Genomic DNA, 14,777 nt, shown 5'->3' on the forward strand with positions numbered 1-14,777 from the left:
AAGGAAACGTGTAGGAAACATTATGGCCCCGCTCAATAAAGGCAACAGATTTTCCAGGTGATGGAAATGATGCAGAGCAACGCACATCTGGCCGTTAGGGACAGAAATTTTGCCTTTTGGCCCAAATCGACCCATTTCGCTGAGATTTCAGAAAGGCAATCCTGTGGGCTCTAAAGACCCCCTGCTTCAGCCTCTTCAGATCAGGCATCTCACCCTGAAGAACCGAGTGGTCAGCACACCACATGCTCCCGCCTATGCCGAGAACGGCATGCCCAAACTTCGCTATCAACTCTATCACGAGGAAAAGGCCAAGGGCGGCATCGGCATGACGATGTTCGGCGGATCATCGTTTGTTGCACCCGATACGCCTTCGGTTTTTGGCCAGATCGATGTCAGCACGGACGACATCATTCCATATTTTCAGCAATTCTCCGAGCGGATACACCGGCACGATTGCGGCATCATCTGCCAGATTTCGCATCTGGGCCGCCGCACCACTTGGAATGCCGGCAACTGGCTTCCCGTGATCGCCCCGTCACGGGTGAAGGAACCAGCGCACCGGGCCTTTCCGCGCGAGATGGACCGTCACGACATAAAGCGGGTGATAAAGGCCTATGCCGCCGCCGCTCTGCGCTGCCAGCAAGGCGGCCTCGACGGCACGGAAATTCTCTCGCATGGGCATTTGCCTGAACAGTTCCTATCTCCGGCCACGAATTTTAGGACCGACGAATATGGTGGCTCCCTGCGCAACAGGTTGCGGTTTACGCTAGAGCTTCTGGAGGAAGTGCGGCAGGCCGTTGGCAGCAAATCCATTATCGGCATCAGGTTGGGTGCCACCGAAGATTGGGTGGAGGGCTTTGGTCTTTCAGAAGGCATTGAAGCCGCGCAGATTATCGAGGAGTCCCGCTTTGTCGACTATATGACTGTCAACTTCGGTCACATCGACACTCACTATGCGCTTGCCAAGCATATTCCAGGCATGTGGGCGCCCTTGGCGCCATGGCTGGGGCAGGTTCAGGAGTTCCGAAAATACATCAAGCTGCCGCTGATCCATGCCTGCCGCATCGCCGAAATCGCCACGGCCAGGCATGCGATCACGGAAGGCATTCTTGATCTAGTCGGCATGACACGCGCGCATATTGCCGATCCCCACATCGTCCGCAAAATTACCGAGAAGAAAGAACATTCCATCCGCCCCTGCGTAGGCGCCAGCTACTGCCTCGACCGGGTCTCCCAGGGCTATGACGCATTGTGCCTGCACAACGCTGCGACCGGGCGCGAGGCAACCATGCCGCACGTAATCCCGAAGACTGCCGGCGCGGTGCGGAAGATTGTCGTGGTGGGCGGAGGGCCTGCGGGCATGGAAGCCGCCAGGGTGTGCGCGTCACGGGGTCATCATGTCACGATGTTCGAAGCCTCGGGAAAACTGGGAGGTCAGCTCCAGATCGCAGCACTTGCTGGCTGGAGGCGCGATCTTATCAGCATCGTGGACTGGTATGCACAGCAACTGGAGGAGCTCGGCGTCGATATCCGCTGGAACACTATGGCCAGCGACAATGAGATCGAGGCCGAAAACCCAGATATCGTGATAGCCGCAACAGGCGGAATTCCCGATATGGACTTTGTTCCCGGCGGAGAGCTTGCAATCAGTGTCTGGGATGCTCTTACAGGACCAGCTCTCACAGGCGATATTCTGGTCTATGACGACAATGGCCAGCCTTCCGCCCCCTCCTGCGCCGACCATCTGGCGGGAAAACATGGTGCTAAGGTTGAGTATGTGACCCCAGACCGTGCTGCGGCCTCGGATATGGGAACGCAGAACTTCTCGATCTTTCTCGAACATTTCTACCGCAAAGGTGTAACCATCACACCCGACTCACGGCTAAGCCGCATCGAGCGCCATGGTAACAAGCTCAAGGTTACTTTCAGCAATGAGTACGGCGGCCCGGACATCGAGCGCATTGCCGATCACGTCATTGTCGAGCACGGCACGATTCCCGCCGACGAAGTGTTTACCAGCATGCGGGCACGATCACGAAATGACGGTGTGACCGATCAACAGGCGCTGCTGAATGGCGAGCCCCAGAAATTGAGCGCCAACAGCTCCGGAAAGTTCATGTTGTTCCGAGTGGGCGATGCGGTGGCCAGCCGCAATATCCACGCTGCCATCTACGACTCCCTGCGCTTGTGCAAAGATTTCTGATACCCGCGAAATCTGTGCCGCTCGGCGGCCTGATCTTCGCCAACAACAAGAAAATGCCACATCAACCAGGAGGAAGGTCTATGTCCCACCCCGAACTCTCCCGTCTGCTGGCGCAAAACCAGTCGAGCTCAATGTCACGCCGTCAATTCATGCAAAGCGCGCTGGCGCTTGGCGTGAGCGCTTCTGGTGCCTCTGCATTTTGGAGCGCTGCCGTCCAAGCTGAAACTCCCAAAAAGGGCGGCACGTTCCGCGTCGCTATCGGCAATTCGAATACCTCCGACACGCTCGACCCTGCACAGGCATCCGGAGCCTATTCCATCCAGCTCCCGCACATCTGCCGAACCTACCTCACAGAAGTGACGCCCGACAACAAAATCGGCCCTGATTCAGCTGCCTCTTGGGAGGCTTCTCCCGATGCCAAAACATGGCGTTTCACACTGGTTCAAGGGCAGGAATTCCACAACGGAAAATCGCTTACGTCAGCCGATGTCGTGGCATCGCTCAATCATCATCTGGGCCCGAATTCTAAGTCGGGAGCCAAAGGACTGCTCAGCGATATCGAGACCGTGTCGGCAGATGGCAAGGGCGTTGTGGTGATTAAGACAAAGGTCGGCACCGCTGATTTGCCGTCAATCCTCGCGGACTACCATCTAGCCATCATGCCGGAAGACGGTTCTGGCAATGTCGACGCGCTCTCTGGGATCGGCGCCGGCCCGTACAAGCTGACCAAGTTTGAGGCAGGTGTTCAGGCAAGTTTTGTGCGCAATGAAAAATATCATCGTGAAACATACTTCGATGAGGTTCATCTACTCGGCATCAACGATGTCACGGCGCGCATCAACAGTCTTTTAAGCGATGTGGTTGACACAATCGCTGATCCCGACCCCAAGATTCTCAGCATGTTGGAGGGCGCGCCCTCAATCTTAATAGATGAGGTGCCGAGCGGCACGCAAGTCACCATGGACATGAATTGCGAGGCAAAGCCATTCGATAATGCGGATGTCCGCCTCGCGTTGAAATATGCTTTCGACCGCCGCTCGGCGCTCGACAAAATTCCATTCGGCCACGGCACGCTAGGCAACGACCAGCCCATTGCACCCAACATTCCCTACTACGCCGAAATTCCGCAGCGCGAATATGATCCCGACAAGGCGCGCTTTCACCTCAAGAAGGCAGGCGCGGAAAATCTTTCCGTGCAGCTTTCATTGAGCGATGCCGTCTATCCCGGCGCTGTGGATATGGGGAACATCTACCAGCAAAGCGCGGCCAAGGCCGGCATCAACATTGATGTCGTGCGTGAGCCGACGGATTCCTATTGGGCAAATGTCTGGCTCAAGAAGGCCTTCGTCGGATCGAACTATGGCCAGCGCGCAACGCCCGACATGGTCTTCTCGACATTCTACCGCGACGGCGCGCCGTGGAATTCGACTCGCTGGCACAATGAGAGATTCCAGCAATTGCTGATTGCTGCAAAAGGCGAGCTTGACGAGAAGAAGCGCGCGGAAATGTACGGCGAGATGCAGCGGTTGTGCCATGACGACGGTGGCACGATCTTGGCCTTTTTCCAGAATTTCCTGAGTGCCAGGAACCAGCGTGTGCAGCACGGAAAGAAACTGTCGTCAGAATGGCAGCTCGACGGCGGCCGCGCCTATCATCGCTGGTGGTTTGCCTGATATACAACGGCGGGCGGCGGCATATCGGCCGCCGCCGCGCGCATTCGCACAAATTGAACTTCTTTTCCGCAAAGGCCGGGCGAGATGAAGCTAACTGATTTCAAAGTGATGTCATTCGATGTGGTCGGCACCCTCATCGATTTTGAAACGGGCGTGCTCAACGCGATCAGGCGACTCGGCGGCCCAAAAGCTGCGAAGGCCAGCGATGACGAAATCTTCGAACCTTACAAGCGCGGCCGGGACAGGTTTCATGGGCGTGCGTCGGTGGCGATGAAGGATGTTTATCACCATCTGGCCTCGGAGTGCGGGTTCATAAACGATGAAGCCACTGCTGACGCCTTTCAGCTCGCCATCTTCCGTCATCCTGCGTTTGCCGACTCAGCGGACGCTTTGGCGCGCTTGCGCAGGCGCTACAAGCTGGTGGCGATGACCAACGTCGACCGGCCGATGTTTTCGGCCTATGCCGAAACGCTTGGAAATCCCTTCCACGACAGTGTGACATGCGATGAAGCGGGCTGCGCCAAGCCAGATCCACGCTTCTTTGCCTTTAATCGCGGCCGCCAGTCGGTTCACGGATTCAAACAATCGGAAATGCTTCATGTCGCCCAAAGCCAGCATCACGACATAGGCGTGGCGAAGGCGGAAGGCTATACCGTATGCTGGATCGAGCGGCGCATGGGTCAGCAGGGGTTTGGCGGAACGCCCGCCCCGAAAGTGCTGACCCAACCTCACTATCACTTCCCAACGCTAAAGCATCTCGCCGACGCCGTGGACGCGGAATGGGGCGTGCATTGAGGCCGAGATTCGATGTGGGAAGTAGCTCAAATGAATAGGGGAATTAGAGCCTATTGGATGAGAATGTGCCAGTTCATGTCTTTTGCCATATCGCACACAAGGAACATAGTCCCATATATTACTGATGGGCTGCTTGCCTTTTCTGCAAAACCGCAGCCGCCGAGCCGTTCACGTTGGACGCGGCAAATTGCGTTTGTAGCCGCAGCTTTTTTCACAAACTTCAAACGGCCCATATTTGCTCACACGCCGCTCTACAGTTCCTTTTTCGCATCTTGGGCAAAGGCGTGAGCGCAAATGCGCGGCTGGGTCTTTTACCTCGGTCTTTTGACCGCCGCTAAACGATGAACAGCTCACGTCCTTCGAAGCCAGCAATTCTGCGACAAACGGCGAAACATGGCCCTCGGCCGCCATAATGTAGACTTTGCTGCGCGCACGCGTGAGAACGACGTAAAACAGCCGCCTCTCCTCGGCCCACGGCATCGCATCTGGTTCCGGCATGAACAGCCCCAGCAAAGGGTCATCTTGCACGGTGGAAGGGAAATCGCGGCCTTTTTTGTCAGTCGCGCCGATCAAAAACACAATATCGGCCTCGAGCCCCTTTGACTTGTGAATGGTCATGTAGGACAGTTCGAGAAATTCGGAGAAACGATGGCTCCAGCCGTCCATCGCAGTCGGCTTCAAGAAATTATAGCGACCGAGCAAGAAAACCGAGAGTTTTTGATTTTTTTCCCTGGCATATTCGGCCAAGGCCTCAAGTTCGCGCGCGAGAAACTCCATGCCGTCATCAGCGTGGAAGATGACTTCTATCGAGTCACTTGTGCCCTGCGTCCGCGCTTTTACTGTCTTGCGCAGCTGGGCTGGGTTTTTCATGACAAACTGCGATGCTGCATCGGTGATGGCTTGATTGCTGCGAAACGTTCGCGACAGCCAGTTTGTGGCTGTGAAGCCGAACCTTTCGCCAAAATGGGTCATGGCTGTTATGTCGGCGCCAGCGAAGCGGTAGATCGACTGCCAATCGTCACCAACGCCAAACAGCCTAGCCTCTGGCGACTGGGCCAGCATGGCGGCAATTAACGCCGCGCGGCTGTTGCTGACGTCTTGAAACTCGTCGACCAAAATCAGCTTGTAGGGGTGGGTGAGGCTTCCCTCCAAAAAAGCGTCAGTTGCCATCATCACCATGTCTTCATAGTCGAGCTGGCGATGTTCGCGCAAATCATCTTCATAGGCGCGATAGAGCGGCAAAAAGACCTTGAGAAACGCCTTCGCACGACCATTGCCGATTGAGGCCAGCATGTTTTCCACGTCGTCAGGAGACAGGCGGTTGGATTTTGCGTGACCGATACATGTCAAGACAAGCCGAATGACATCGCCGCTGACCTTGTCCAGTTGCTGATATTGCTGGGCTAGGCGGTCCCAGCCGATGAACGCCGGTTCCATGCCTCTGGTCTTCAGTTCACCGTGAAGCTTGGCCTCCCACGTTCCCTCGTCGAAATCAGCACTTGTTGTCTCAAACCAATCGGCACCGCTTTTGGCGAGCACAGCTCGCTTGTTCGCGACCTCTTCCTCATATGTACGCTGCCGACTGCCAGCCTTTGCCGACATCCACGGCGGCGCCTTTCCAAGCTTGTTGAGGCCAAAGTGCTCATGCCAGCAGTCAATGGCCGGATAGTAGAAATCTGGCCGGTATCCCGATTTCCAGTCATTTGGCACATGCTGGGAAGGAAAGGCGCGCTCATATTCAAAATCGACGCCCATCAGCGTCAGCCAATTGCATATGCGCAGCTCTTGGAGGGACCGCACCGTGACGCCAGCCAGCGTTGTATATAGAGGCACGGCGTCGCGGGAAACTTGCCGCGCAACGAGCTTTCGCATTGCCTCTTCGAGGCTCTTGGAGGCGGCGGCGGCAAGAATATGATTGTCTTGGGCTTGATCGCTCTCGGCCCAGATCGCGGAAAACTCGGCAAGGGCAAGGGAAAATGACGAATCTCCGGCGCGAAGGCGGCTGGCGAGATGTTTGAGATGTTCGATTGCCTTGGCGTCGGCCCCAGCCCACGACGCGAGCCTGGCGCTGCGATCCAGCTGTTTGACTTGTCCGTAGCCAAAGGAATGAAAGGTCGCCACCGTGACATCGGCCGGCAAGCCAAGAGCCGATGCCCGAGCGTTCAGCCGCTCTTTGATCTCAGTTGAAATGCTGCGATTGAAGGTCAGCAGCAACATTTGGTCTGGACGGCAATATTGTTTGCCTATGGCGTAGGCGGCCTTGGCGACAATCGTCGACGTTTTCCCGGATCCGGCCGCCGCAACCAGCAAATTGCGGTCCTCCATGACGATGCAGGCCCGCGCTTGCTCGTCGGTCAGCGGCGTCTTTTCCACGCGGTCAAACCAGCCGCACCACGCGTGAAGTTCGGCTTCGACAAAGCGCTTGTTGCGCTCATCCAGTTCTTGCCTGTCGCCGTCGATAAAACGCAGAATGCGGCGGTATTGCTGTTCCAGCGATGGAATGTGTTTGAGCTGGAGCGCGTAGGGATCGTCTTCACGCCAGTAGACGTGGGTGCTGAGCTCCTCAACGAGGCATTGGCGTTCGCGTTCCGAAACATATCTGTCGCACGATAACAGCTCTTCGATCAGCCGGTGAGCGGCATGAATGGGCTTTGCCAGCAAGACTGCGGCGTAAATCAAACCGGCAGCATGTTTGGGGACGCCGCGAAGGGTGACGGTTGGCGAGGGGCCGAGAGAGACGGTGTTCCACAGCCAATGCTCAGTCACATCGCATTGCCGAAGTGTCTCATAGGACCACTTGTGCAGTCCGGCGTGAATTCCTGACCGGCCGATCTCAAGTTCCCACGGCGCCAGCCCAAATATCCGAAAAAGCCACACCGGCCGGTAAGTTTGGACACCAGCATGTGGTTCGGCGCTATTGCTAACAGCGCTATAGTCGAAAATGCCCGTCGCCATGCCGAAAATGGTTTTGCCTTCAAAAAATACGAATATCTTTGGACTAGAATAATAGTAAGTTAACATTATTGCCATGCAGCGGTGACACGAATAAGCTTTCCTGTCATTCTCGTCCTTTGGAGGAAACAACTTGAATACCTTCGAAGACCAATCGCAGCCGCCTGCAAAAATGAAGTCGGTAGCCGCCACGATTCTTGGGGAATTCTTTAGCTTCTTGGAAAAGGAAGAAGGGTTCGGTGAAATCGCGTCGGGGCTCCAAAAGGTTGTTCTTGAAGACGGAATTTTCGCAGAGCCTGCGATCCGCGCCGTGCTGTTCCCGGACGCATTATGATCCGGATCGACAAGATTCACATAAGGGAGTTTCGCGGCATCCGGGAGCTGACCCTTGATCTCAAGGGTCAGAACTTTGCCGCTTGCGGACCAAACGGGACCGGCAAGAGTGGCATCGTGGATGCAATCGAGTTCGCTTTAACCGGCAACATCTCACGCTTGGCCGGTGCGGGCACTGGAGGGCTCTCTGTCAAGGCACATGGCCCGCATGTCGATAGCCGCAATAAGCCTGAGGCAGCCTCGGTCACGCTTGACGTAACCATCCCCTCTCTCGGTAACAAGAAGGCTCAGATCCGCCGGACCGTGAAATCGGCAAGCGCCCCGGACATCAAACCTGCCGATAAGCCTGTCATCGCCGCATTCGAGAGCGTCAACCTTCACCCAGAGTTCGTCCTTTCGCGCCGCGAGTTGATCCGATACGTCCTCTCCGAACCCGGCCAACGTTCGAAAGAGGTCCAATCACTGCTGCGTCTCGACGACATCGAGAAACTGCGGGGTGTGCTACAGAAGATCGCCAACGCGTGCACCAAAGATCTCCCAGGGTTTGAGCGCGCAGAAAAGGACGCTATCACCAATCTTCTGGCCGCACTCGACACCGCGCAACTCACCAAGAAATCCGTCCTCGATGCAGTCAATCCGCATCGTGAGTTGCTCGGTCTGCCACCCTTGGCCGACTTGGAGCCCAACACCTCGGTGAAGGATGGCCTGACTACGACCGCCGCCAACTCACCTGGCCGCGTGCCGAAGGCGCAGGCTGCCGCCGACCTAACGACATTGCGCGAAGCCGTCCAAGCGCTCCAAGCCAGCCCATTTCAGCAAGCATGCTCAAGCGCCGACGCCAATGCTGTCGAGCTGGGCAAGGATTCCGAAAGCCTCAATGGCCTCTCCCGCGAATCTCTACTAAAGTCGGCACTGGAGCTGTATGACGGAGCAGCATGCCCGGTCTGCGATACGCCGTTCGAACCTGACGCCTTCACAGACCACCTCGCTGGAAAACTGGAGCATCTCGAAGATATCAGCAAACGACGTGCTGCCCTCGAAGATGAACTGAAGCCGATTCTTGACGCTCTCCATGCCGCCGGCACAGCATTGAACACCATGATTGACCATGGCGGCATGTTCTCGCCGAAAATTGATATTACCGGGCTCGCCGAGTTTAGAACGGTCCTTCGGGGACAATATCAGCAACTTAAAAAGTTCTTGCCGCTCGACGATACGCGTGCAGTTCTGGCCGCTGCGCACAAGGTTCCTGACATAGAACCTTCGCTGGCCGCGCTTGCCGCTGCAATTGCCGCAATACCCGAACCCACCAAGCAAGATGCGGCGCGCGATTTTTTGGTCCTTGCACAGGAGCGTCTGGAGATTTACCGGACCGCACAGCTGAAATTCGCCGCCGGCAAGATCCGCGCGGATCGCGCCACTAAGGTCTTCACAAGCTATGGCAACGTAACGACGACCGCCCTTGAAAGGATATACAAGAATGTCGAAGCCGCCTTCGCAAGCTACTATCGCAAGATTAACGAGGAAGATGAGAAAGCATTTACCGCAAAGCTGATACCCTCGATCGGCAAACTCGGTTTCGATGTAGACTTCTATGGTCGAGGCCACTTTCCGCCAAGCGCATACCACAGTGAGGGCCATCAGGATGGAATGGGTCTATGCCTCTACCTCGCGCTGATGAATCATCTGCTCGGTGAAAATTTCACGTTCGCCGTCCTCGACGACGTGTTGATGTCGGTCGACGCAGGGCACCGGCGTCAAGTCTGCACACTCCTCAAGGAGATGTTCCCGAACACGCAATTCATCTTCACGACCCACGACGAGATATGGCTTCGCCACATGAAGTCGGAGGGCCTCATCAAAGGCCGCAACTTTGCCCACTTCCGGACCTGGACCGTGGATTTCGGACCTACCGAGTGGGATGATCGGGACGTCTGGGCCGAGCTCGAAGAACACCTCGAAAAAACGATATTCGCGCCGCTGCTGCTCTCCTGCGCCACTATCTCGAGCATTTCGCCAAGGAGGCATGTGATCGCTTGCGTGCCAATGTCGAATTCCGAGGCGATGCCCAATTCATGCTTGGCGATCTTCTTCCAAACGCAACCAGCTCTCTAGGTGAGTTGCTAAAGAAGGCCAAGGCCGCTGCCGTTTCTTGGAATCAAAAGGACGTCGTTGCGCAGATCGCCGCGATTGAGATCGCGTTCAGTGAAGCGAAGGTCAAAACTGGATACGAGAACTGGCAGATCAACACGGCGGTTCACTTCAACGAATGGGCAGATCTCAAGAAGGAGGATTTCGCTCCTGTGGTGACCGCATTCCGATCATTCACCGAAACTTTTGCGTGCGACGGCTGCAACGAGATGTATTTCGTTACCCCCAACCGCGGCAAGAAAGAGGCATTACGTTGCGGATGCGGCACTCTGAATTTAAATCTTTTGCAGAAAGACGGTTAGATACACAAAAACTTGTCGCGTACATGTCGAGGATTATGTCAAAATCCCACTATGCCGAACCATGAACTTCGGCCTGCCCTCACCATTGGTGTTGTTGCAGTGCGGGCAGCAATAAAACCGTTCCATCGCGCCTAGCTCAACATTGGGGAGCAGGTGCAAGCTTTCCGGCGTAAGATAGGCCCGCACGCCGCACGCATCGCAATCCGTCACCACCATGAGACGGTCCTGAAACAGATCGCCAAGGGTCATTTGGGCCGGTGGCTTCACCTTCTGCCGCCGCCACGCCTTGAAGAGGTTGAATTGCGGCAGGCTCACCGTGGCCCATTTACGCTCCGGTCTGCGCCTGAGAAGGCCGGTGGTCTGACAAGAGGGGCAGGCCATCATCAGGAGAGCGGCTTCAACCTCCATGTCGTCACCGCCTCGGGGAACAATGTCTTGCCGGGTGACTGTGTGGGACATCCGGCACCAATCGCATTCCAGAATGACCGGCTTTGAAGGAGGAAGGTCACTGAGTTTCATGAGATTGCATCAATAGCTGGGAACGCGATGCGTGCGGCAGTCGAACGGCCCGTCGGCTCCGCTGCCCTTGATATGGGCGTTGAAAAACTTGCCGGTCGAGGGGGCAGCCAGCAGGCCAGCCACCGTTGCCTCGTCGATCTCGCAATAGTGGTAATAGGTGCCCTTGAGCCGGATCACCATGTACTGCTGCGCCGCGTCGTAACATACACGCTCAACGAAGCTGCTCTCCGTGTCACGGCATTGGAAGCTGTCGAGCGGAACAGGCCCTCGATATTTGACCGTCACGGTTTCGGCGGAGGCCGACGTGGCGATGAATGCGAGAGCCAGCCCCCCAATGGTGTGCCAAAGCTTCACGCCCCTGCCGCCTTGAGGCGCTGGTTGCACAGGCTGTAATAACCGCCGCCCTTCTGAATCCACTTCAACCCGTTCAGCGTGTTGGCGTCCTTGTTGTCGTAGTAAGAAGCAAGGCAGGTGTGGAGGCGCTGCTTACCGGGCGTCTCGCTGGAGAACTTTCGGGAGACGACCTTCGGGAAGGTGACGCCGCGCGGGGCCTTGGTCACCGGCACATCGGGGTCGTTGGTGTAGCTGGCCTCGTCCATGGATGGCACGCTGTCGTCGTCATCAGCGCCAGCACCGCAACTGGCTTTCCGAAACTCGTTCCACGTCTTGCCCTTGAGCGTGTTATTGGCCTTTGCGGCCTGGTACTTCTCGCTGCAAGCTGCCATTGGGAGGGCCTTGCCGTCATCGGCCTTGGTGTTGGCGGCCTTGGCCTTCTTGGGCGGGGTGAACGCCACAGACGCGCCTGGGCCGCACTGGTCTTTGCGGAACTCGTTCCATGTCGCGCCTTGCAGCGCATCGGCATCCTTGGCCTTCTGGTATTTGGCGCTGCATTGGGCAGGAGAAAGGCTGGCGGCGTCAGCATCCCCGGCAGCAGGCTTCGTCGTCTTTGTGGTGGCCGCAGGAGCCGCCGCAGCATCGTCACCGCACTGGGCCTTCCTGAAATCGTTCCACGACATGCCCTTGAGCTTGTTCGCCTCTTTGGCGGCCTGATACTTCGTGCTGCACTCCGCCTGCGTCAGGGCATGGGCTGGGCCAGCCAGCATCAGGGCGATGAGGCCAGTGCCGGCCAGGGAGACGATGTGCTTGAGCATGGGAACCTCCAAGAGCGGCGGCTGAATCGCCTGGAGCGCCAGCCTATCCCAAGGCGGGCCTGCCGGGGAATGCCTTTCCTGACTCAAGGAAGGCCGCTGGCGGGGTTTTGCCGTTCCGGAGTCCCATCACAGCGGCCAAGCCGGGAAAAGGCTCTGAGGGCGGTTTCTGAGTCAGGTCAGCCACCTCAGGCACAAATCATCGTCGCATCGGAGGCTTTGACGGCGCGTTTGACCCGCGTTCGTTCGGCGCGAAGCTCCGACGCCACTTTTAAATTGCCAGACCCTGGCCACTCTAAACTCTGCCCAAGCTGTGTATCTCTATGCGATGCAATTCCGCATGACGCTCACTTTGGATGGGCATCCACATGCCCGCATCAATGAATTCCTCCCTAGCCTTCCCTCAATAGCCGACCGCCTCAAGGCCGTGGCCTGAAGCCGCCACTTCCGAGACAAATCCGCATGTTTCCGGCTAATCTAGTCTGTAGGAGTCATAGGATAGATCTTCTCCCATCCAAATCCAAGCGGCAAGCAACGGTACCTTGCCAGTTTGCATTGCATGCGCGATCCCCGGAGAATGATGTATCAGCGCGCCGGGTAGCTTTTCTTGGAAAGGATCATTGCCTTTCTGCCATTTCGCGTTACCACTCAGCACGACGTAGAATTCCTCGGCGGAATGTGAGTGCGGAGGATAGTAGCTATCCCGAGATTGAAGAAAGAGGCCGCCGCGGACTGCTTTCGTCACCGCAAGGCCGTGCGGGCCAATGATCTCTAGAACTGCCGACTGACCGACAAACTGGGTCGGAAATTCAACGCTGCCGGTTCGCCATAGCGTTGTTTTGGCTACGGCGGCAAGGCTTTCGTGACGCAAGCTTGTCGGCATGGCAACTAACGCTTCGCACAATGCGTGGGCAAGAGGAGGGCATTCGCCAGCTGGAATGCACTGTTCCTGAACTGGACTCCGCAAACAGGCTATTGCGGCAGCACAGCGTTCATCACCTGTGTCCTCGAACAATGACGCCAACCCAAGGCAAGCGCGTTCCACAAGCTGCGATAATTCCACGGCTGTCAGGCAAACCACCAACGCTCGAAGAAACGCAAACCATCCAACTCCCAATCTGCGGCGATCACCTCCGGGCGTTCGACCTGATTATTGCGCGCGAAGACATAGCTGGCAAACATGGGGATCAATGCACCTCCGTCATCGCTTACCAGCCGCTGCATTTCAACGTACATGTCGCGGCGCTTGGCGTCGTCAAGCTCTCCGCGCGCGGCTAGCAAAAGCCGATTGAACGCGGCATTGTCCCAGTGCGTTTCATTCCAAGGGACGCCAGCAGCATAGGCTGTTGAAAACATCCAATCTTCAGTCGGTCTGCCTCCCCAATAAGAGGCTGCCCATGGCTTCTTAAGCCATACATTGGACCAATAGCCATCATCGGGCTCGCGAACGACATTCAAATCGATACCTGCCTTCTTTGCGCTCGCTGAATAGAGTAACCCTGAGTCGATCGCCCCTTCAAATGCTGCGTTGGCTACGCTCAGTGAAACCCGAAGGTTTTCAAGCCCCGCTTGTTTCAAATAGTGACGCGCTCGATCAGGATCATAGGTCCGTTGTTCAAGAGACTTTGCGAAATAGCGATTTGATCGCCCAATGGGATGATCGTTTCCTTCGTAGCCAAAGCCGCCTAGAATTTTTTGAACGAGTTCCTGGCGATCAATTGCATATTTCAGCGCCAGCCGCACATTGTTGTCCTTGAACGGCGCCTGATCGGTCTGCATGGCAAAGCAATAGTGCTGCGTGCCTTGGGTTTCCTCTACTGCGATTGCGGCATTTGCTTTTAGATAGTCGATGGTTTTAAGATCGCAGCTATTCATGACGTCGATCTCGCCGGCCAATAAGGCGTTCGTGCGGGCCGTGGAATCGGCAATGGTCAGCAATTCAACATCCGAGAAAAACCCTCGGTCACTACGCCAATGCGATCCACTACGCCTTAACACTGCCTTTACACCTGGGTTAAATTCAGCCAATTCATAGCTGCCAGTGCCGACAGTAGAAGCAGGGTCAACTGCACCGTCTTTCGCGGGCAATATCCCCAGATGAAAATCGGACAGAATAAATGGAAAGTCGGCGCTCGGCGAGTTAAGGGCGAACACCACATTATGTTCTCCGTCTGCCTGAATATCCTTGATGTTCGACAAAATGCCTTTTGCTCCCGAGGAACTGCCATCGCCTCTGTGGCGATTCATCGATGCAATTACGTCCTCGGATGTCAGTGTCTTTCCATTATGAAACGTGACGTCCTTGCGTAGCGCGAAGTGCCACGTGTCGGCGCCAGGTCTGGCTTCCCATGTTTCCGCGAGAGCTGGAACTAGGTTGCCGTCTGGTCCCGCCTCCGTCAGTCCGTTGAACAACGCATAGCCTAAAGTTTGGGTGAACCCGTTCGAGCATTTCGCTGGGTCGGTCACGTCTGTGGTCGAGCCATGCGAAAGACCTGCCCTGAGTGTTCCGCCCCGCTTTGGTGTCGCTGCACGACCGGGTTTTGAACCTACGGCCATAAGTGCCGCTCCAATGCTCGCTTGCAGCATGCCCCTGCGCGACAAACCATTGGAACGCTTCATGTCATCCTCCCCTACGTTGTGTTCCGACTGTTCTGCTGTTTGCGGTTACGGTCAAAGTATGGTTTCTCATACTGCTATGAAT

At 56.4% G+C, this 14,777-nt stretch carries 12 protein-coding genes; 6 read left to right on the plus strand and 6 right to left on the minus strand.

What is annotated here, in order from left to right:
- Positions 1-163: 163 nt before the first annotated feature.
- The 3 genes from QM694_RS15495 (at position 164) to QM694_RS15505 (ending at position 4,671) form a co-directional block, all read left to right on the plus strand.
- Positions 164-2,203 carry an FAD-dependent oxidoreductase gene (locus QM694_RS15495; protein ID WP_415007821.1) on the plus strand — a complete coding sequence of 680 codons (2,040 nt, stop codon included), beginning with the start codon at positions 164-166 and terminating at the stop codon, positions 2,201-2,203.
- Between the two features lie 80 nt (positions 2,204-2,283).
- The gene (locus tag QM694_RS15500) at positions 2,284-3,876 is read left to right on the plus strand and encodes an ABC transporter substrate-binding protein (RefSeq protein WP_415007822.1); all 1,593 of its coding nucleotides are present in this window, start codon (positions 2,284-2,286) and stop codon (positions 3,874-3,876) included.
- 84 nt (positions 3,877-3,960) lie between these two features.
- On the plus strand, positions 3,961-4,671 hold the full coding sequence (locus QM694_RS15505) for an HAD-IA family hydrolase (RefSeq protein ID WP_415007823.1): 711 nt from the start codon (positions 3,961-3,963) through the stop codon (positions 4,669-4,671).
- Positions 4,672-4,839: 168 nt separating this feature from the next.
- Here the strand turns inward: QM694_RS15505 and QM694_RS15510 are convergent, their stop codons facing one another.
- Positions 4,840-7,692: a UvrD-helicase domain-containing protein gene (locus tag QM694_RS15510; RefSeq protein ID WP_415007824.1), complete on the minus strand. Its 2,853-nt coding sequence runs from the start codon at positions 7,690-7,692 to the stop codon at positions 4,840-4,842.
- A 64-nt stretch (positions 7,693-7,756) separates the two neighbouring features.
- Here QM694_RS15510 and QM694_RS15515 point away from each other — a divergent pair, with 64 nt between their 5' ends.
- Genes QM694_RS15515 through QM694_RS15525 form a run of 3 tightly spaced genes read left to right on the plus strand, consistent with a single transcriptional unit; the run spans position 7,757 to position 10,409 of the window.
- Positions 7,757-7,957: a hypothetical protein gene (locus QM694_RS15515; RefSeq protein ID WP_415007825.1), complete on the plus strand. Its 201-nt coding sequence runs from the start codon at positions 7,757-7,759 to the stop codon at positions 7,955-7,957.
- Positions 7,954-10,071, plus strand: a complete 2,118-nt coding sequence (locus tag QM694_RS15520; RefSeq protein WP_415007826.1) for an AAA family ATPase — start codon at positions 7,954-7,956, stop codon at positions 10,069-10,071. Before QM694_RS15515 ends, QM694_RS15520 begins: the two co-directional genes overlap by 4 nt.
- Positions 10,032-10,409: a hypothetical protein gene (locus tag QM694_RS15525; protein WP_415007827.1), complete on the plus strand. Its 378-nt coding sequence runs from the start codon at positions 10,032-10,034 to the stop codon at positions 10,407-10,409. The genes QM694_RS15520 and QM694_RS15525 overlap by 40 nt, the downstream gene beginning before the upstream one ends.
- Positions 10,410-10,442: 33 nt before the next feature.
- Here QM694_RS15525 and QM694_RS15530 read toward each other — a convergent pair whose 3' ends face one another.
- The 5 genes from QM694_RS15530 to QM694_RS15550 form a co-directional block, all read right to left on the minus strand.
- Positions 10,443-10,817, minus strand: a complete 375-nt coding sequence (locus tag QM694_RS15530; RefSeq protein WP_415007828.1) for a hypothetical protein — start codon at positions 10,815-10,817, stop codon at positions 10,443-10,445.
- 120 nt (positions 10,818-10,937) lie between these two features.
- Positions 10,938-11,282: a KTSC domain-containing protein gene (locus QM694_RS15535; RefSeq protein WP_415007829.1), complete on the minus strand. Its 345-nt coding sequence runs from the start codon at positions 11,280-11,282 to the stop codon at positions 10,938-10,940.
- Positions 11,279-12,079 (minus strand): hypothetical protein, encoded by an 801-nt coding sequence (locus tag QM694_RS15540; protein WP_415007830.1) that lies wholly within the window; start codon positions 12,077-12,079, stop codon positions 11,279-11,281. The genes QM694_RS15535 and QM694_RS15540 overlap by 4 nt, the downstream gene beginning before the upstream one ends.
- 469 nt (positions 12,080-12,548) lie before the next feature.
- Complete coding sequence (locus QM694_RS15545; RefSeq protein WP_415007831.1) at positions 12,549-13,157, minus strand: dimethylsulfonioproprionate lyase family protein; 609 nt, start codon at positions 13,155-13,157, stop codon at positions 12,549-12,551.
- Entirely contained in the window at positions 13,145-14,695 is a 1,551-nt protein-coding gene (locus QM694_RS15550) for an ABC transporter substrate-binding protein (protein WP_415007832.1), read from the minus strand. The genes QM694_RS15545 and QM694_RS15550 overlap by 13 nt, the downstream gene beginning before the upstream one ends.
- Positions 14,696-14,777 lie beyond the last annotated feature (82 nt).

This window comes from Aestuariivirga sp., assembly GCF_047602625.1.
In the GTDB taxonomy this organism is placed as follows: Bacteria; Pseudomonadota; Alphaproteobacteria; order Rhizobiales; family Aestuariivirgaceae; genus Aestuariivirga.

Excerpts from the sequence above, each read along its gene's own strand:
- QM694_RS15500 (WP_415007822.1), top strand. The coding sequence starts at position 2,284 with ATGTCCCACCCCGAACTCTCCCGTCTGCTGGCGCAAAACCAGTCGAGC.
- QM694_RS15505 (WP_415007823.1), top strand. The coding sequence starts at position 3,961 with ATGAAGCTAACTGATTTCAAAGTGATGTCATTCGATGTGGTCGGCACC.
- QM694_RS15510 (WP_415007824.1), bottom strand. The coding sequence starts at position 7,692 with ATGTTAACTTACTATTATTCTAGTCCAAAGATATTCGTATTTTTTGAA.
- QM694_RS15520 (WP_415007826.1), top strand. The coding sequence starts at position 7,954 with ATGATCCGGATCGACAAGATTCACATAAGGGAGTTTCGCGGCATCCGG.
- QM694_RS15525 (WP_415007827.1), top strand. The coding sequence starts at position 10,032 with ATGCTTGGCGATCTTCTTCCAAACGCAACCAGCTCTCTAGGTGAGTTG.
- QM694_RS15530 (WP_415007828.1), bottom strand. The coding sequence starts at position 10,817 with ATGGAGGTTGAAGCCGCTCTCCTGATGATGGCCTGCCCCTCTTGTCAG.
- QM694_RS15540 (WP_415007830.1), bottom strand. The coding sequence starts at position 12,079 with ATGCTCAAGCACATCGTCTCCCTGGCCGGCACTGGCCTCATCGCCCTG.
- QM694_RS15550 (WP_415007832.1), bottom strand. The coding sequence starts at position 14,695 with ATGAAGCGTTCCAATGGTTTGTCGCGCAGGGGCATGCTGCAAGCGAGC.